Here is an 18,760-nt window from a genome sequence, read left to right as displayed (position 1 = left end):
GTGATCGATTCCGACGAGCAATGCGAAGATGGTGATTTGGCAGGCCTCACCTGTGCATCGGCTGGCGATTACTGCAGCGGCGACCTGGCTTGTCTGGCCTGCTCGATAGATGCCAGCGATTGCATCATCGATGGACTCGACAGCGACGGCGATACCCTTTCGGATTGCGAAGAAACAGAGGATGGGCTCCCCTTCACAGACCCTTTTGCCTTCAATGGTTTAACCGCCATCATCGGCGAATCTCCTGGTGGATTTTTCACATCGGGCCAGTGCAACGTTTTCTTTGGCGGCAATTACGGGGCCATGTGGGAACTTTTTGATAACTCCAACCAAACCATGGATATCCATGCGGGCTGGGGATACGCCGCCGGAAGCACCAACGATTACGATAACCCTTCCCATTATGACTTTGAACCCAATTGGAGCCACTCTAACAACACTGGCATTTGGGGAAGCTTTCAAATTCTATTCACCGGACAATTCCATGCCGACGACACCGGGCTCCACTGCTTCAGTGTTGATACGGGTGCCGGAGGTATCGGGCCAGGCGATATTGCTGGTAGGCGCAACAGTTGCGGGCGAGTTTACATCAATGCCAATTCGACAAGTATCCCCCTAGCTGAAACCGGCTACGGCTCCAACGCCAGCCCCAATACGGGATGTGTTCATCTCGGCGAAGGCGCCCACGACATCGATATAGCTGCGCGCCATTACGAATCCTATTCTTATTCTCCCTTGCTGCGAATCAGGCACTGCTTTGGCGGCGGTTCAACGTGTTCTCCCAATCAACCTTTGCCGGCATCAAGCCTGCAAATCAATCCATAGGTTTCACCATGCATGATTTATTGTCTTTTGGCGTAGGTACAAATTCTCCTCAGGTACAAGAGCGAAAGGTGCTCACAATGGAATGGACAAACTGGCTGGTCGCCTTGACCATGGCTATGACGATTGGATGCAGCGGCGCGAATAGCCCATCGGGACATGAGGACACCGACAACAGCGGCCCCAACGGCCAGACGGTTTACGAGCAAACCACGCACGTGGGCAGCTTTGTGATTGAGGACCAAGAAGACGTTAACTACATCGACCATTATATCGTCATCACCGGCGACCTGACGGTGAAAACTGAAACGCTTGTTACGTTTCAACTGCCACTGCTCAAGAGAATTCATGGCCGCCTTCTGCTTACCGGTAACAACGAGGTTCTGGAACACTTCTTCATGCCGGCATTGACCACCGTGGGTATGGAGGTCAACATTTGGAACAACCGTTCGCTCAAGCACTTAGATGGCCTCTCTGCCCTGCAATCTGTAGGCGAAAACCTGAATATCTCGCACCACGAAAATCTCACAAGCATCGACGGGCTTGCCCTCTTGGAAACCATTGGCGGAGATTTCAATATCCTTCACAACGAATCTTTAAGCTTCATGGAAGACTTCAATCAACTTATCTCCATAGGAGGCAACTTCAATGTGATGGACAACGATTCGCTCACAATCATTCGCGGGTATGAAAACCTGCTCACCGTAGGCGAAGACTTCATCATTGTCACAGGGGATGAGCTACTCTCGGTGAGCGGCTTTACCTCGCTCTCGTCTATTGGCGGCTCGCTCCGCATCGCTCTGAACGCTGTGCTGAACAATATTGAAGGCATGAATGCCTTAGAAGCCGTGGGTGGGAGTTTTTTAATAGTAGACAACCCTGAGCTCTCTACCTGCATTGCATTGACCTTGCGCGATGCAGTTGGAGAAAACAGTGTAGTGGAAGAGATAGTTATTTCGGGGAATTTACCAGGATGCGACGGCGAAGAACCGGTCCCAGGTGATGGCCTGCTGGCAGGCTCGGCTTGTGAGGAAGATATTCAATGCGCCGCTCCCGGCACGCCACTGTGTCTGCGAGAATACAAGCCAGTGGCCGACCTGATTTTTCCCGATGCAGATCCAGCAAGCGCCGCACATTTTGCAGGTATCGGGCTTGAGTTTCCCGGGGGCTATTGTTCCACCGAAGGAGAATGCGTAACCGACAGCGATTGCGGGGCCGGCGGTTCGTGCTTTGTGCCCTTTGAAAACGTTACCGCCGAAACCCTGGATGAGTTGGCCCAGGGCGGGTTTCCATTCGATATTTACGGGTTTGCTGATCTCGGGCTTTGCTTGGATGCTTGCACCGAGAGCACCGAATGCCGAGACGGTTATACCTGCGATATTCCCATTGGCGATTTACTGGGGCTCGTACCCGGCGCCAGTGAGCAAACCTTTTGTATCGCTCCAGCTGCCACCGGGCCCTGCTTAGATAACCCCTGCGTCAATGGCGGCATTTGCGTCAACGACACCCCCGACACTTATACCTGCGATTGTCCTCCGGCGTTTACCGGTGAACTCTGCGAAACACCGGCAGGCGATGAACCTCAAAACCCTGACCCTGAAGAAGAGCTAAGTGCATGCGAAACAAACCCCTGCCAAAACGGAGCGACCTGCACCGAGGTTGATAACGACTATGAGTGCGCCTGCCTCCCTGGATTTATGGGCGCTACCTGCGATGCCCTCGTGGATTGCGGCGAGCCGCCGGTGGTTGGGGATGCCAGCGCGTTTCTAGCCAGCACCACCTACGCAAGCCAGGTGTATTATGAATGCGATGAAGGATTTCAAGCGTCCGATGAGCAAGCCAGTGTTCTTGTGTGCGCAGCCGATGGTCAATGGACCGGCACCGTACCCACGTGTGAGGCCATTCAATGTGATGCGCCGCAAGAGATTGCAGGCGGCAGTGTATCTTATTCTGAAACAGGCTATGAAAGCCTTGTGGTTTACCAGTGCGATGAAGGCATGCTGATGACGCCCATCGATGGCGCCATTCGTTATTGCGATGAGAATGGCAACTGGAGCAGCGTAACACCTACCTGCACCATCATCGATTGCGGAGAACCGGCCGCCCTCACCCACGGCTCTATCAACCAGGATACCACAACCTATGGCAGCGAAATCAGCTATGCATGCGACGAAGGTTATTTGATTCTGCCCGTCGGCGGCGCCACTCAGCTTTGCAGCGGTGATGGCAGCTGGCATGGACCCACTGCGGTTTGCACAGCCGTGGATTGCGGCGCGCCGCCTTCAGCTCCTAATGGCAATGTTACCTATAGCGAAACGGGTTACACAGCATCGGCGACCTACAGCTGTGATATCGGGTTTGCCATGGGCGTGAGTGATAGCGGTGAACGTATTTGCATGGCCAATGGGTATTGGAGCGGAGCAGCGCCTATCTGCGCCATTCTCGGCGACTGCAACCCCGGCTACATCCGAATCGACGGGGTTTGCACAGACATTGATGAATGCGCAACACAGACATCCAATTGCGATGCCCTGGTATCGTGCACCAATACAGATGGTGCTTTTATCTGCGGTGCGTGCCCCACAGGTTTTAACGACGCCTTCGCAGATGGCACACAGTGCCAGGACATCGATGAATGCGCTTTGGGAAGCGATGACTGTTCGGCCGAGGTTGAATGCATCAATACCGCTGGAAGCTTTACCTGCGGCGGTTGCCCGGCGGGTTATACCGATGTGAACGGCGATGGAACACAATGCGTCGACCAAAATGAGTGCTCACTTGGCAGCGACGATTGCGACGACCTGGTGAGCTGCACCAACACCGAAGGAAGCTTTACCTGCGGCGCATGCCCCGAGGGATACAGCGATGTTTATGCAGACGGCACCCTTTGCGAGGACATCGACGAATGCATCACGGGAATCAATCACTGCGACCTGGTGGCCAGCTGCTCCAATATTCCCGGCAGCTTTGAATGCGCTTGCCCTGAAGGTTGGGCCGATACCCTGGGAGATGGCTCTTATTGTGAAGAACCGTTTCTGGGTTGCTCCTTTCATATCCTGACCTATGAATTAACGGGCATGTTTCGTATTGCCGGCACCACCTTTGGAATGGGTGATGCAAGCTTTGTGATTCCCGATGGCAGCAACCCGGCTCAACGTGGTGTTTTAAAAATAAGAGTGTCCGATGACGGACAAGGCAACCCAGGCAATGGCGATGCCGGTGTGCTCTACTATTCAATGGACCAGGTGTTCTCCAGCACGGTTTCAGGGCTAACCACCAACACGAATACCAATGGCACTGCGGGAACCAATACGAACACTGTGAGCCTCAACGCGGGCAGCCTCTCTGGCACGGCATTAACCTGGCAAACGTGTAATACCAGTGGCTCAGGCAACAACTGGACACCCGACAATCCCGCCAGCGGCGCGGGCTGCGTTCCCAATTATCAATCCTCGGGCAATGTGGAGTGTATCGACAATTCGGCTCTTGCAAACTGCAGCACCGGCGGGCTCCAAGACGGCGATAATCCACAAACGGAATCGTGGACCCAGCTCTTTAAGAACTTTTCATTTGGCGACGGTTTCAACACAGTCACGATGAACGAAGCGCCCATTCCCAACCGGTCACCGAGCACCACCTATGTGGAATTCAACGGCACCCTTGCATTTCCAGCAGAATGCGTGCCTTGAGAAATGATTAAAGCAGGAATATGTGCACCCGACCTCTCTCGTGAAATCATAACCGAAAGAAGTTGGCGCCCTAAGTAAACACACGTTCCTGCTAAATTAAATTTAAATTAAATTTCAAATTAGATTTCCATGACGCAGTCAAATATAAGATAGCGTTTCCTAATAGATACGAATCTGTGCTTAATGAGCTGTCGCGCAACGCCTTTGATGGTGTCTGAGCGAATTGGGTCCAGATGAAACTTCAATTTGAAAGTAAATGATGCCACACTCTTACGAATCCTACGACGAAAAAGCCTCCACCTACACAGCTCTACGCCGCCCGTTGGCTGCCAAAAGAATTGCTCAATTTATCTCAGGCGGTGGAGATGGCATCGATGGAGCGCCCACACATGACCTTTCCAATATTCATCTTTTAGATTCTGGTTGTGGGACGGGAAATTACACCGTCGAATTTACGAAAAAGGGTGGAGAGAATGTTTATAACCTGAAAAAAGTTCATTGTTCCGACTTCAATATGAGTATGGTGAAAGAGGCTTGGAATAACGTTAAGCAATTAATCACGGGTGACGGTTTGAAAACCAGTACTGAAGACGGGGAACTATTGCCTAATCTGAAGACAGTTTCTGGGGCGGATATTTCATTCTCTGTAGATAATGTGTGTGACATGCCCGGGCTAAAAACGGGAGTGTATGATGCGGTGATTAACAACCAAGTTGTCCACCACCTGCGTCCGGACAACGATTTCTCTGATCTTAAAGCAGCTTGCAAGGAATGGTATAGAGTTCTTAAATCCGGCGGCCGGATTAGTATTAATTTCTCTCCTCCGGTTTGTGTTGAAATCGGCATGTGGTGGGCGGAGTGCATCCCTGATGCGTTCAGTGCCTGGGAGAAACGCGCGCCTACTGTAGAGACGATGAGAACTGCATTAGAAGAAGCAGGTTTTGATCCGAACAGTGTGCGATTTGAACATATTTACGACGAAATTTTGTACGACGCCGACCTTTACTTTGATTTGGACGGGTTTGTGGAGAAGAGTGAGTACTTCGCCAAGAATGATTCGACCTTTGCATTATGTAAAGAGGGGGAGCTGGCGGCAGCCGTAGAGAAGATAAAGAAGCTAAAGGCAGATGGAGAGTTGGAGGCTTGGTTTGAGCGAAAAAATATGCAGCGTAAACAGGTTGGGCAGACAGTCTGTGTCTTTGCGGTGAAGAAGTAATTCGGGATCGACTACGCGCGTATCAGCCTAGGTTGAATTTGGTTACTCGTGGGTACCGGGCCTGAATGCTTTCGGCCAGTCACCCTCGAAGGTCTACCAGGCTCTAGAGATGCCTGACGATTGTGCCAGGGTTAAAAGTTAAAGAGTTGTTGTGGCACGAGTTACTCTGAGAAACAGGGTGCAGTTCTTATCAAAGAGCCCTAAGAGCAGACTTTAATTGAGGCTTCTTACTCGCTTAGAGCGTTGCCGTGACAAAAATACATCAAGATATGTAAAACTGGAAATCTTGAATTCATTAGTAACGGGTTCGGGCGACCCTTCCCACAAACCTCTTTCTAATTCGTTGTCTTCGTTGACATGCCCTGAGATGTGAAAGACTCTCACTTATTCGATGCTCACCTGGTGCCTGTCACGTCTCGGAGGGGAAGATATGATCATGCGTTCGAGCCGTCCATTGGCCGCTATTTTACTTGCTATGGGTCTAACTCTGATGCTCACGAGCTGCATCTCACGAGATGATTTTCGAGACCTCAAAGGCAACCAGGAAAAAATCCTGGCTAAAGTTAGCGTTTTAGGGACCCAAACACTGCGACCAGGAGTAAAGCCACCACCCAAAGTGCAACCCGTTGCCAAACAAGCCGCAGCTCAAGATCCAGGGGCAGGTGCTGCTAAAGCTGATCCTTCGCAACGAAGGTACAATAGCCCAGATCCTGAAAAGGTTTACTCATTTCGCGTTGGGGACTCACCGACTCAAGGTCCCGACGACGCTTGGGTTACCCTAGTACATGTCTTTAATTTCCAAGAGATGTTCTCTGGCCAAATGGCTCCAATTCTCAAAGATCTGAAAACGCAATACGGTGAGAATCTACGATTGGTCTTCAAACACTATCCCCTTGAGCGTCGGACACGGTCTATGCCGGCGGCGAACGGATCTATGTGTGCACACGAGCAAGGTAAGTTCTGGGAGTTTCATGACACTCTTTTCGAGACCCAATTTGAACTCGAAGATACAGATCTACTCGGCTATGCTAAGACAGCCAAGGTTGACTTGATAAAGTGGCAAAACTGCTATCGAGAAAACAAATATAAGGAGCACATTCTAACGGACCAACGCACGGCCGCTATTCTAGGTTCTCTAGGAGCGCCGGCTTTCTTTATCAATGGACGATACTTAAAAGGTTTCCAGCCTACCGAAGTTCTCCAGGACTTGATTGAGACTGAACTCGACAAAGCCAAAAAGAGCGGGACCAATAAGGCCCAATACTATCAAAACGAGATTGTCATAAAGGGTCGTCAGAGTATCTAAACTAAATTATGCATAACTAAATTGCGAGCCGAATTCGAAGATGTACGTAACCGTGTGAATGACGGCTGGGATGTTCATGCCGCGTGTTATGCAGCTGCAGATGCCCTGGCCCGCGGTGATGTCAAAGGTTTACCCGCACAGTATTTATCCCCCAGTTCGATTCGGTGCGTCTACTATGCAGTGATGAACAAACGAAGGTAAACTAGAATCTCCGAACACAATATATATTGATGATACTGAAACGACTCCTACGAGGCTAGTTCACGATATCGATGTAGAAACGCTGCGGCATGCCAATCAAGGTCACTGGAGTAGAACTCTCATTCTCTTTCAGCATATTTACGATGTGGGAGATCGAACCTTGACTCACAAATACATGAGTATGGTCGGAGGAAATCAGTTGGAACAGACCCAGGTACATGAAGGCGCGACTCGTATTTCCGTTCAAGCGCTCTAACATCTTTTATGAACTGTACAAGAGTGGTAGCGTAATGCCATGAGTGGAGCAAATATCAAGATTGACGCTAGCAAAGCTATCATTGAGGAAGACTGGGTTAACCTCAAACGCTGTAAACACGGTTTAATCCTTTACAATAGGAACGATTATTCTGTTGGTCGTTGCATGGATTTATACGGTGAGTGGTGTGAGCATGAAGTGCAACTTCTGGTCTCGCTTCTCGAACCCGGCGACGTCGTTCTCGATGTTGGTGCTAACATCGGCACCCATACCGTTCCATTGGCCAAAGCGGTGGAAGGCTCAGGCGGTATTGTTTACGCATTTGAGCCCCAGCATCTCGCTTTCCAGTTTCTTTGCGCCAACCTTGCCCTTAACAGAATCCTCAATGTCCTCTTCTCTCAGCAAGCTGTCGGCGAGATATGCTGTGACATTAAAGTACCCGTGCTTCCGCCTTGGGAAACAATTAATTTCGCTGGCCTAAAGATTGAACAGGACGGCACTGGTGAACCAGTACCCCAAAAAACTATCGACAGCATGGCGCTAAAGCGTTGTGACATGATTAAAGTCGACGTCGAGGGGATGGAATCTCAGGTACTTAAAGGAGCATCGAACACGATAGCCAACCACAAACCACTGCTATTTGTTGAAAACAACTCAGAGCCAGGGTCCAGGGAACTGTTGGAGATCCTAGATAACCTTGGCTACACTTGCATGTGGCATCTCGAAAATTACTTCAATCCTGATAATTTCTACCAAAATTCAATCAATGTGTTTCAGCAGCACCGCCCAGAAGTCAACATGCTCTGCTTCCACCCAGACCGCCCCATACCATCAAGCATCCAAAACCAACTCATGCCTGTGAACGGTCTCGATGATAATTTTAAAACAGCAATTATCCGTTCCGGTCGATTCAACTTTTCGCCCTCTAGAGAAGATTAGAGAAGATTAAGCAGGAATGTGTTTAAGGAATAGAGAAAAACAAAGTCTTTTACTTCTGAAACAAGCATTTTAAGCTAAATTTCAAGCACTGATTCAATCTCTAACATCTACAAAAGGCTCTCACTTTAAGCAGCGAACGCACGCGTCCCTAGGTGGCATATCTATTTCAAAGTATCTACTGCTCTAAGCTCGATATAATAAGGATGTCCAACAGTTATCAGGAAATCCATCCGGACCTACCGATTTTTTCAGGCCTAAGGAGGCTTCACGATAAGCAAGTTGAAAGCACCAATAATTGCCCACATAAGCTCTGGTAGCTTCATCAAATCTCTTCGCCCATGCTGTTAACTGACGGCGGCGTACACGCCACCAAGGAGGCAATAACGGCTTTGTGCAGATGCTAATATCCATAGCCTTCACTGCTCGGCGACCAACAACCCTCTTCGACTCACGCTCCCTACGCTTGGTTTCTAGAGACACAATTTCTTCAACTAAACCAGTAACAATTCTTCTTCTCTCCGCTTCACTGAGATGTGACCAGCCCGGCAAAGCATCCACTCTTAACTTTAGCTGCTCTACAAAGTCAGATTTATTGAGCCGCTTCTTATATAATCGTTGTTTCTGATTCACCTTAGCGCGGTGATATTCTGTAGCATGAAACCACTGCGCTTTGATTTGAGAACCGGTCATTAAATGCTTTGCGCAATGTAAGCCCGGCCAATGCTCTGGCCGCTCGACCAAATCTTCCTTCACGCCTTGGCTCAAAACATACTTAAGGCATTTAACCTGGCTTTCTTCAGTTGGCAGAGCTGTAGCAACATATCTCTGATGCCAAAAGCTACCGGGCATTCTATAACGCTGACCAAGCCTTCGAGAGATTTCACGTTTTATAAAGCCAACAAAACCAGACACATCATCGCCGCGACCAGATACCATCAAATGAATATGGTTAGACATAAATGCAAAGCCATAAAGCTTAACTTCAGGCCAGTTTTGACGAGCCATTGCCACCACTCCACCACAAAGTGCAGAGACACCTTTCTTGGGGGCCAAAAGAAATTGCCCGCGAAGAGTTTTACTGATGATGTGGTAAATCATCCCTGACTGAATATATCGAGCATGCGTGATTTGGAGAGTTTGGCCGGTATCTTTCTGCATACATACAATACCGCAAGCTATGTGCCAGAAAAAACCGTAATAAATTCAGAAGGTCAATGTAGTGATGAGTCAAGATGAAACAGTTTAGCTACCAAAGTGAGACATATACACATTCCTGCTTAATCAATTTATAATCAATTTACAATTTCCATTCCTGCTTAATCAATTTTAATCAATTTCCTGCTTAATCAATTTACATTAATCAATTTCTAATCAATTTCTTATAAAAAAATGTCGAAAATCTAAACCGTGTTGCGAATCTACTAACGACAAAGTCGACAAGGACCACTGCATAGGCAAGGAGATTGCATCAACATGACTGACACAAAACAAGAAAACCAAACACCTCAAGCATCTCTTCTGGGCCCTATTCTACTCTCGGCCCTCACCCCTGCAATATTAGGTAAAAAACTCCGAAACCTTCTTTTACGACTTGAAGAACCCACAATCCCCTGCGAACAAACAATCAAACAAAATCATTTAAGCGCTACGGAACAATACAAGTACCGGATCGCGATTTTGGCAACTTCTCAAGAAGAGCTCATCTCCCATGTCCGAGAAGCTCTTTGCCAAATAAGACTCCAACCCCAAAAACAAATATCAAAGCAATCTGGGATTTATTACAACGCCGGGGCCAGCACATCTCCAGTGGCATTCGTATTTCCAGGTCAAGGAAGTCAATATCTGGGCATGACCGAAATGCTATCGAGAACTTGGCAACCCGCGCTTGCCGCATGGAAGCAAGCAGCTAAGTTACGATTCACTGGCGAGAAAAAATCCATCAATGAGATAGTCTTTCCCGATTCTCATGGATCCAAACAAACCCCCGAAAAACACCTCAAACAGCTCACCGATACGCAATGGGCACAACCAGCCATTGGAACCGCATCTTTGGCCTACCTAAACCTCCTACAATGTCTGGGTATTCAAGCCGATGCTGTTGGCGGCCATAGCTATGGCGAATTGACCGCACTCTACGCAGCTAAAGCAATAGACAGCGATACACTTCTTAAGCTGGCACGCCGTCGAGGCGAACTCATGCGAGATGCCGCCAATATTCCGGGCGCAATGACGGCTGTGCGTTCACCAGCAAAAAAAGTCGAGGAAATCCTTCTTGCGCATCATGTAAAAGTTCGATTGGCCAATGACAATGCACCCAACCAGGTGGTCCTTTCAGGAACGGTCGATACCATCGAGCAAGCAGAAGCTGTGCTTGAATCTCAGGGGCTGCGTGTCCAGAGATTGCCTGTGGCAACAGCCTTTCACTCATCTGTAGTTGAATCGGCAGAAAAACCCTTCCTGGATACTCTCACCCGCGAGGATATCTGCACTCCAAATATTCCAGTCTATGCAAATACCACAGGACTACCTTATCCAGATGGACCTCGATCTATTAGAAAAACATTGTCCTCCCAAATAACCAATACCGTTCGATTCGTGGAACAAATCAATAACATGCATCAAGCAGGCATAAGAACATTTGTAGAAGTTGGGCCGGGAACAGTACTCAGTGGACTTATTCGTCGAATCCTAAAGGGAAAAGAGCATACATGCATCAGTCTCAACAGTAAAAAAACTTCTGATGTCACCGCATTCATCCATGCCATCGGCCGTATGTGGACTCTTGGAATTCCGATGAATATTCAGAACCTTTGGGCCGAGCAATTCAGCGTCGAGGCTCCTCGCACCGAGCTTACCGTACACCGTACGGAGCCATCATTCGCCAAGGTAGCTTAAACCTACCCAGCACCTTTACGGTCTTCCCCGAAGCCAGCCGATCTCGTTCGCCACAAATCCTATGCAACTTTAAGTCCAGACCTAACGGGTTTTGTGGGCAAAACCCATTCATCATGTTCCAGAGATGCACGACTAGATTGATCAATCAGTTAAGAAAAGACGATTCAATGAGTCAGAAGTTACATCCATGTACCGAATATCAACACAACAAGACTGACGCGGCCTAATGTCGCGTTCAATAACGATACATGAGGAAAAAAAATGAGTGTAGAAGTAGTTAAAGAAATTCTAGTAGATGTACTCGGCGTTGACGATTCCGATATCAAAGAAGATGCCAACCTAATTGATGATCTCGCCGTCGAGTCCATCGACTTCATCGACATTGCATACGGAATTGAGCAAGAAGTTGATGGCAAAGTAAATCCTGGTGACATCTTCCCTGCCTTCTTAAGAGAAGCCGATCTCTTCGACACAACCGGAGCACTTAACAAGGAAGTTACGGACAAGCTGGAAAAAGACTACAGCCATATCCGTTCCAACGTCATCGCCGACTTCAGCAAAAGCCAAGACCCAAACGTTTTCTTTTCGGTTCAAGTCCTCAGCGATTTTATCAGCCATAGAGCCAGCGCATAAAAAGAGCCTCAACAAAACAGAGAGCATAAGGAGATTGGCATGATGAGTACTCAGCGCGATGTTGTAATTACCGGCATAGGGATGGTTACGTCCCTGGGTAGCAGTGTAGATACTGTATGGAATAGCGTACTCGAAGGAGAGCACGGATTCGATAAACTTTCTTCCATTGCCCCTGAGCTTGAAGGACATGGTGTCAATGTGGCCGCTGCGGCGGCCGACTTCGACCTAAGCCAATTCAACCTAAACCCCAAACTGCTTCGCAACACCAATAAAGTAACCAACATGCTTGTTTACTCTGGTCTGTCCGCTCTCAAAGAAGCCTCTCTTAATGCACCCGATGACTGCGAGCGATACAACATTGGAGCCATCATTGGTACTGGAACAGGAATGGCCGAGCGCTACAGCAGCCAGCCTCTAGAAGGACGCCGTCCACGCTGGTTCCTCGATACCTATCCAAACCTATGGCTCTCCTATCTATCTATTGCCGCTGGTCTCAAAGGCTACGGGTCCACGGTCGTCAATGCTTGTGCCAGTGGCACTGTCGCAATTGGTAATGCTTTTAGTATGATTCAAACTGGCCAAGCTGATGTCATGCTTGCCGGTGCAACATCCAGTAAGCTAGCTGCGCCTTACCTAAGTGGTTATTCCCGACTGGGAATGATCTCTCCATCCGACTCTCCCGACAATGCGATGAGACCTTTCGACAAAGACCGAACTGGTTTTGTTCTGGGTGAAGGTGCCTGTGTATTGGTACTCGAGGAAGCAAAGCATGCAGAAAAACGCCAGGCAGAACCAATTTCAAGAATTGTTGGAACCGGCATGACAATGGATGCATTTCGAGTAACCGACCCCAGTGAAGAAGGAAAGATTCGAGCCATGCAACAAGCTATGGCCAATGCCGGAATTGACGAAAAAGCAATCGACTACGTTAATGCGCATGCCACTTCCACCAAAGCCAATGATGCAGTCGAAACACAAGCCATCAAAAGTTTATTTGGAAAAAGAGCACCAGGCGTCCCAATCAACAGCACGAAATCGATGCTCGGTCACACACTTGCTGCCAGTGGAGCTATTGAAGCAGCCATTTGCGCAAAAAGCCTTCAGGAAAAGACCATTCACCGAACCCGCAATTTCAAACAAGGATGCAGAGACTGTGACTTGGATTACGTAGCTGAGGGAAACCGTAATACCGACCTGCAATATTGCATTTCTAACTCCAGCGGAATCGGCGGCTACAATGCATCGCTGGTTATGGCCGCCGCCTAATCAACATCACGAAAATATGAACCCGAGGAATCTACCATGAGTAAAACAAACCATATATCCATTACAGGCGTGGGAGTCGTCACCCCAATGGGACTAGAATTAGACACCCATATCGACGGACTCAAAAACGGCAAGTCAGCACTACAAACAACGTCCACCACCGATGAGGACTTTCCAATCTACACTGCGTTGGTTCCAGACTTTGATCCCAAGCAATACATCGAAGACCGCCGGTCCATTCGTTTTATGACCAGGCCCGTATTGTTCGGAAGCGTTTCGTCACGCCTTGCACTCAAGCATGCTGGGCTTACAAAACAAGAAATCTCAGCCGACGAAGACGGGAATGGAGTCATCTATGGTGCGGGCGTTAACAACAGCGTTGCCAGCACCCGGGCGGCTTTTGTACCCTGTGTAAAGTCTGATGAAACCATAGACTACGAGCTACTCGGTTCTATGGGTTATCGTAAATTACCTCCCCTGTGGATTCTTCCCAGACTCCCCAACACAACCGCTGGACAAATTTCGATTCAAAATGGCATCAAGGGCATCAATTACAGCTGCGTAAACGGCGTTGCCAGCGGCATGGTAAGCATCGGTAATGCAATGTACGCCATCGCTGATCAGCGCGCCAAGCGCATCGTTTGTGGAAGCTCCGAATGGGAGCCTGCAGTGGACCAAATTCACCGTCTTAATGAGCGGGGTATTGCTTCAGTTGAAAAATCAGGTGGAAGGCCATTCGCCAAGGATTCAGATGGACTTTGGGTAGCCGAAGGCGCAGCCACTCTCGTTGTCGAGCGCGCAGATGTAGCGCAAGAACGTGGCGCCAAACGTTATGCAGACATCACAGGCTACACCCAGTCATACCTGCCTGATCTTGAAGAGTTAGATATTCAAGACATAGCGCAGGCATACGAAGACAATATGTTAAATTGCATCATCGATTCCGGTCTCAAGCCCGAAGATATCGAAGTTGTCCAAGCCAATGCTTGCGGCATCCCAAAACTGGACCAAGCCGAAGCCATCGCCATCAAAAACGTTTTTGGTAAAGGTGCGGCCATCACTGCAACCGCCGGAACAATTGGCCATGGGCTTGGCGCTTCTAGTTCAATCAATGTAGCCTACGCCGCTATCCAACTCGATGAAGGTTTCATCGCCCCCATCCTAGGCGATGGAGAGTTCTTTGAGAACCAGAGCATTGACTATGTCCGCCACGACGCGCGGATAACGAATCATAAAAACGTATTATCAAATTGCTTTGATTACTTTGGTTCAGTCTGCAGCATCATCCTTCAAACACCAGAAAACAAGTCGAGCTAGCCAAAGCGCAAGCCTTCGTTAGTCCACTGCCAGAAATGGAATGTAAAATGAAAAGAGTCGTAGTAACAGGAATGGGTGCCGTAAGCCCTTTTGGAATTGGTAAAGAAACACTGTGGCACAAAGTGCTAAAGCAAGAGAACGCAATTCGTTCTATTCCGGAATACCAATTAAAAGGAGATCTTGTTAAAATTGGTGCGCCATTACCAAAAGTTGATTTCAACCAATACGCCGAACTAGATAACGAATTGTTTTCAAGGTTACCGGAAGACGATGATATCCAGTCATTCTTTCTTGCTGCTTATGAAGCAGTTCAGCAGTCTGGACTCGACCCAAGGAAACTTTCGAACACATCTCGTATTGGTAGCTATATAGCGGATAGAGATATCTCGACCGACGTTTACATGAGCCAGATAGCTCCCATTATGGCGAAATGCACAGACGGGAAGAGTTTTAATCGAAAGAAGTTCTACGACCTCTTAGCGCAAAACAATGTAGGCAAGAAAATGCCCTATCATGACTCAGACAGCATCAACCACTTCGTGAGTCGTGCCTACAAGATTCGAGGTCCTCAACTTGCAATAGGCACTGCCTGTGCCTCTGGTAATAATGCGATTGGAGAGGCCTTTGTCCATATTCGCCAAGGACGCCTTGACGCTATTCTTGCCGGTGGTGCGTACAATTTCTCGATTACGGGCATGATTGGATTCACCCGAATTGGAGCCCTCACCACCAACCCTGATCCGGAAACAGCTTGTTCACCTTTTGACAACAGACGTTCGGGTTTTGTGATGGGATCAGGTTGTGGTGTGTTGATGCTCGAAGAACTTGAGCACGCCAAAGCGCGAGGTGCCAATATCCTTTGCGAAATCAAAGGCTATGGAGCCTACAGTGATGCCTACCGAGCAACGGACCCGGACCCGGAAGCCAGCGGTGCTACACGAACCATTCAGGCAGCGTTGGATACTGCCGAACTGAATCCAGAGGACATTGGCTATGTGAATGCCCATGGAACAAGCACCAAAATGAATGATTTAAGCGAAACACGAGCACTTAAGAATGTGTTTGGTGAACATGCTCTCAAGATACCCGTGTCCTCAACCAAATCCATGATTGGACATGGCATCATGGCAGCGGGAGCCCTCGAGGCAATCGTTTGTATCGAGAGCTTACGAAATAACGTTGTTCATGGCACCCGTAACTGGGGTGAGCGAGACCCAGATCTTGATCTCGATTACGTACCGGAAGTGGCGCGAGACCACCGAGTAGATCACATCTTAAGCAACAACTTTGGATTCGGTGGGCAGAATGCTTCGGTCATCTTTTCACGTTTCAACCGATAGAATTCAGGAAGACAGACATGAATAAATACTTTTTTGAACACTGGAACGTATTAAACGCCCAGACACACGATAGCTTGGAACTCGACATCACACTCTGCTCGGAATTCATGCCCTTTATGCGCGACCATTTCTTTGCAGGAAAATGCCTCATACCTGGAGCTGTCTTAGCGGACATGATGCTTGAAGGTTGCTCCATGCTTGATCCGGAAGAAGACATCTTCCCTTTGAATCTAAAGAATCTCGATATCAGACGCGCGGTTCATGTATTTGAAAAGGAACGCTACACCATCCGCGTAAATGTTCGAAAAATAGAAAACAACGATTCAGGTCGTCACTATGCTTGTGAAATCCGAGGGGCGCTACGAAACAGCAAAGGTGAAGTTAAACGCAAGAATGTAGTGATTTGCAGTGCCGAGTTTGCACTTGGCCTCGACTCCAAGCAAGGCAAAGAAATTGTTCCTCCCAAGGAACAACATCGCTACGACATGACAAAAGCCAAGCTCTATGAGTATTTCATCAACACCCATGGGCCACTCTTCCAAACATTGAATGGTAAACTTCTCCTATCGCCAGCCAAAGACCAGGTCGAAAGCCAGTTTCAAATTGGTGACCGAGAGCAATCGTTTTCAGAAATTAAGAATCTGCCATTTATCTTATCGCCACTTGGCTTCGACAGCATTCTCCAAACGGCTGTGACCTTCAGCATGCTCAATGTCCCAGGACAGCAGGACTATTTCTATACAAAGTTGCCTGTTCAAGTGCGCAACTTCCGTATGGATAAACCTTTTGAAGGGGATGCATCGTACCGCTGCCGTGCGAAAGTCGTGGAGCACAACGATGACACCATGACCCTAGAGGCAAACCTGCATTTGAACAACGGTGATTTTGTTGGGTCCATCGGCGAACTGATTCTCAAGAAGGCACCTTTTGAGCGATACAGCCGTTCAGGAACTGAGTCTATCATTGAAAAATATAGAGAAAAGTCAGGACCAGCGGCCGCTGCATAACCCACCAGGAACAAACAATGAATCAGCTAATGAACACAAAAATGGTAGAGAACTTATCTCTGCCCCATCTCCACGGGTGTACTGAAGTCATAACCGAAGGTTCTGCACTAAAAGGCCTCAGGGTACATATTGATACTCAACACCATAAGTATCTACATGACCACACTTTTGGTGGCGATTGCTTCGTGCCCGCCACCCAAATCATTGAACTTTTTTGCGAAACAGCCAAGTGGTTAAGCACATCATTAGAAAGCCCCCATTTGGAGATTTCACACGTTAGAAACCTCAACATTGAAAGAGCCATCGCAATTGAGCCAGGAAAAGCACTCACCATCGAAATTGGGCTCACACGACAAGTAAAATCCGATACCGAAACTATCTACGAGCTCGCCATTACTTCCGACCGCGTCAATAAAGTTGGGAAAATATTAGGAAAAAGAGTCAACGCCTCGGCACGCGTGATTGTAACATCAAGAATTCAGAAACCCGAATCCTTGCTCTTACCGGAAATGAACTTCACTCAATTTAGTTTCCCCAGTAACGAATTCTATCGGTTTTATTCTCCATCACATGGTGTTCAATTTCAGAGTATTACCGGTAACTTTTCCGTAAGCGACAATAAAGAATACATTTACGGCGAATACGACTGCGGTGCGAAGGAGCAAGACTATATAGAAGGCCAGCAATCGATTTTCATGACGTCTCCCTTAGGCTACGATTCCTGCCTCCAGTACATGGTTTTTCTCTCTAGGCTACAACGCGTATTTGGGAGCCTTCCAGTAGGCGCTAAAGACATCACCATTTTATCTAAACACCCCACAGAAGGCCCCTGCAGGGTCCTGGTGAGACGTGTCACGATGGACGACACCTATATGGAAGCCGATATCATTGCTGCTGACAGTACAGGCCAAGTGGTCATGAAGGCTGAACGCTTTCGAGTTAAGAAAGCTAAATTCCATACCACCCATCGAGAAGAATTCTTTCAGTTTTTGGAAAAACACCGTGTTGATAAATGTGCATAACAAGGTGCAAAAACAAGTGGCATCATCGTCTTCATCCCCAATGGCTATCCGTTGTTATCAAGCCGGCAATAAAGAGGCCGAGGATTCAATCGTCTTTCTAAATGGTCTTTTCCACAACCATAAGGCTTGGATTCGCCAGGAACGTTATCCCGATTTTAAGAAGCAATATCGTTTAATATACCTAGATTACCCTGGCTGCGGTGAAACACCGCAAAGTAATAACGAAATCAGTTTCTTAGAGATAGTTGACAACATTGCCAAGCTCATCAAACAACTGACCTCCAAACCGGTAAATCTAATCGGTTATTCCGTAGGTGGAATGTTTGCCATGGCACTGACATCCAGACACCCCGGGCTCGTTAAACGACTTGTGTTACTCAACACGAGTGCCACAGTCGCCGGTCATGCTTCAAAAATAGTCGAAGGTGTTGCGAGATCTATTCGCTCGGGAGATGATCTGAAATCGATATTTTCTCTGGTTTATCCCTGGTTCTATTCGGCGAAATATCTTCCCAGGATAGCATCCATGGAATCGCTCTTGCTCGATCAATATGCATCCTACAATCGTAACCGTGAAGGTGTGTTAAAGCTTCTTCAAGCAATCGGAAGCAAACCCGATCTCCAAGAGATGGCCGCAGAAATTGATTGCCCTACTCTCATCGTAAGTGGCAGTGATGACACAGTATTTCCCGTATCACACCAAGAGGCACTGCAGACTCAAATACGCGAGTCACAACACCTTACCCTTCAAGATACCGGTCACTGTTCCTATATTGAAAACCACCGTCCACTAAACCAAGCAATCGGTAAGTTTTTTTGTCAGAACTGACGCGCAGCCAGCGTATTGCTAG

The 18,760-nt window shown here is 48.2% G+C and carries 15 protein-coding genes; 14 read left to right on the top strand and 1 reads right to left on the bottom strand.

Annotated features, from left to right (window positions below):
* The 6 genes from HOK28_02085 to HOK28_02060 form a co-directional block, all read left to right on the top strand.
* Positions 1 to 825, top strand: an 825-nt coding sequence (locus HOK28_02085; GenBank protein ID MBT6431850.1) for a hypothetical protein, incomplete at its 5' end; no start/stop codon positions are given.
* Positions 826 to 902: 77 nt separating this feature from the next.
* Positions 903 to 4,511 carry a hypothetical protein gene (locus HOK28_02080; protein ID MBT6431849.1) on the top strand — a complete coding sequence of 1,203 codons (3,609 nt, stop codon included), beginning with the start codon at positions 903 to 905 and terminating at the stop codon, positions 4,509 to 4,511.
* Between the two features lie 256 nt (positions 4,512 to 4,767).
* Positions 4,768 to 5,727 carry a class I SAM-dependent methyltransferase gene (locus HOK28_02075; GenBank protein ID MBT6431848.1) on the top strand — a complete coding sequence of 320 codons (960 nt, stop codon included), beginning with the start codon at positions 4,768 to 4,770 and terminating at the stop codon, positions 5,725 to 5,727.
* Between the two features lie 430 nt (positions 5,728 to 6,157).
* Positions 6,158 to 7,033: a DsbA family protein gene (locus tag HOK28_02070; protein MBT6431847.1), complete on the top strand. Its 876-nt coding sequence runs from the start codon at positions 6,158 to 6,160 to the stop codon at positions 7,031 to 7,033.
* Positions 7,034 to 7,054: 21 nt separating this feature from the next.
* Complete coding sequence (locus HOK28_02065) at positions 7,055 to 7,234, top strand: hypothetical protein (protein MBT6431846.1); 180 nt, start codon at positions 7,055 to 7,057, stop codon at positions 7,232 to 7,234.
* Positions 7,235 to 7,529: 295 nt separating this feature from the next.
* Positions 7,530 to 8,429 carry an FkbM family methyltransferase gene (locus HOK28_02060; GenBank protein ID MBT6431845.1) on the top strand — a complete coding sequence of 300 codons (900 nt, stop codon included), beginning with the start codon at positions 7,530 to 7,532 and terminating at the stop codon, positions 8,427 to 8,429.
* Positions 8,430 to 8,612: 183 nt separating this feature from the next.
* Here HOK28_02060 and HOK28_02055 read toward each other — a convergent pair whose 3' ends face one another.
* Positions 8,613 to 9,587: a hypothetical protein gene (locus HOK28_02055; protein MBT6431844.1), complete on the bottom strand. Its 975-nt coding sequence runs from the start codon at positions 9,585 to 9,587 to the stop codon at positions 8,613 to 8,615.
* A 315-nt stretch (positions 9,588 to 9,902) separates the two neighbouring features.
* Between HOK28_02055 and HOK28_02050 the strand changes: the two genes are divergently transcribed.
* The 8 genes from HOK28_02050 (at position 9,903) to HOK28_02015 (ending at position 18,738) form a co-directional block, all read left to right on the top strand.
* Entirely contained in the window at positions 9,903 to 11,324 is a 1,422-nt protein-coding gene (locus tag HOK28_02050) for an ACP S-malonyltransferase (protein ID MBT6431843.1), read from the top strand.
* Between the two features lie 261 nt (positions 11,325 to 11,585).
* Positions 11,586 to 11,957, top strand: a complete 372-nt coding sequence (locus HOK28_02045) for a hypothetical protein (GenBank protein MBT6431842.1) — start codon at positions 11,586 to 11,588, stop codon at positions 11,955 to 11,957.
* Between the two features lie 39 nt (positions 11,958 to 11,996).
* Positions 11,997 to 13,223, top strand: a complete 1,227-nt coding sequence (locus HOK28_02040) for a beta-ketoacyl-[acyl-carrier-protein] synthase family protein (protein MBT6431841.1) — start codon at positions 11,997 to 11,999, stop codon at positions 13,221 to 13,223.
* Between the two features lie 36 nt (positions 13,224 to 13,259).
* Positions 13,260 to 14,540, top strand: a complete 1,281-nt coding sequence (locus tag HOK28_02035) for a hypothetical protein (protein MBT6431840.1) — start codon at positions 13,260 to 13,262, stop codon at positions 14,538 to 14,540.
* A 47-nt stretch (positions 14,541 to 14,587) separates the two neighbouring features.
* On the top strand, positions 14,588 to 15,880 hold the full coding sequence (locus tag HOK28_02030) for a beta-ketoacyl-[acyl-carrier-protein] synthase family protein (GenBank protein ID MBT6431839.1): 1,293 nt from the start codon (positions 14,588 to 14,590) through the stop codon (positions 15,878 to 15,880).
* A gap of 17 nt (positions 15,881 to 15,897) precedes the next feature.
* Complete coding sequence (locus tag HOK28_02025) at positions 15,898 to 16,887, top strand: hypothetical protein (GenBank protein ID MBT6431838.1); 990 nt, start codon at positions 15,898 to 15,900, stop codon at positions 16,885 to 16,887.
* A 17-nt stretch (positions 16,888 to 16,904) separates the two neighbouring features.
* A complete protein-coding gene (locus tag HOK28_02020) occupies positions 16,905 to 17,909 on the top strand; it encodes a hypothetical protein (GenBank protein ID MBT6431837.1) in 1,005 nt (334 codons plus the stop codon).
* A 16-nt stretch (positions 17,910 to 17,925) separates the two neighbouring features.
* The gene (locus tag HOK28_02015) at positions 17,926 to 18,738 is read left to right on the top strand and encodes an alpha/beta hydrolase (protein MBT6431836.1); all 813 of its coding nucleotides are present in this window, start codon (positions 17,926 to 17,928) and stop codon (positions 18,736 to 18,738) included.
* The last annotated feature ends 22 nt before the right edge of the window (positions 18,739 to 18,760 follow it).

This window comes from Deltaproteobacteria bacterium (assembly GCA_018668695.1).
Classification (GTDB): domain Bacteria; phylum Myxococcota; class XYA12-FULL-58-9; order XYA12-FULL-58-9; family JABJBS01; genus JABJBS01.
Note: the sequence above shows the minus strand (reverse complement) of the source record. Positions and strands in the feature narration are given on the sequence as shown.

Excerpts from the sequence above, each read along its gene's own strand:
- HOK28_02040 (MBT6431841.1), top strand. The coding sequence starts at position 11,997 with ATGATGAGTACTCAGCGCGATGTTGTAATTACCGGCATAGGGATGGTT.
- HOK28_02050 (MBT6431843.1), top strand. The coding sequence starts at position 9,903 with ATGACTGACACAAAACAAGAAAACCAAACACCTCAAGCATCTCTTCTG.
- HOK28_02080 (MBT6431849.1), top strand. The coding sequence starts at position 903 with ATGGAATGGACAAACTGGCTGGTCGCCTTGACCATGGCTATGACGATT.
- HOK28_02055 (MBT6431844.1), bottom strand. The coding sequence starts at position 9,587 with ATGCAGAAAGATACCGGCCAAACTCTCCAAATCACGCATGCTCGATAT.
- HOK28_02060 (MBT6431845.1), top strand. The coding sequence starts at position 7,530 with ATGAGTGGAGCAAATATCAAGATTGACGCTAGCAAAGCTATCATTGAG.
- HOK28_02025 (MBT6431838.1), top strand. The coding sequence starts at position 15,898 with ATGAATAAATACTTTTTTGAACACTGGAACGTATTAAACGCCCAGACA.
- HOK28_02070 (MBT6431847.1), top strand. The coding sequence starts at position 6,158 with ATGATCATGCGTTCGAGCCGTCCATTGGCCGCTATTTTACTTGCTATG.
- HOK28_02020 (MBT6431837.1), top strand. The coding sequence starts at position 16,905 with ATGAATCAGCTAATGAACACAAAAATGGTAGAGAACTTATCTCTGCCC.
- HOK28_02075 (MBT6431848.1), top strand. The coding sequence starts at position 4,768 with ATGATGCCACACTCTTACGAATCCTACGACGAAAAAGCCTCCACCTAC.
- HOK28_02030 (MBT6431839.1), top strand. The coding sequence starts at position 14,588 with ATGAAAAGAGTCGTAGTAACAGGAATGGGTGCCGTAAGCCCTTTTGGA.
- HOK28_02035 (MBT6431840.1), top strand. The coding sequence starts at position 13,260 with ATGAGTAAAACAAACCATATATCCATTACAGGCGTGGGAGTCGTCACC.
- HOK28_02045 (MBT6431842.1), top strand. The coding sequence starts at position 11,586 with ATGAGTGTAGAAGTAGTTAAAGAAATTCTAGTAGATGTACTCGGCGTT.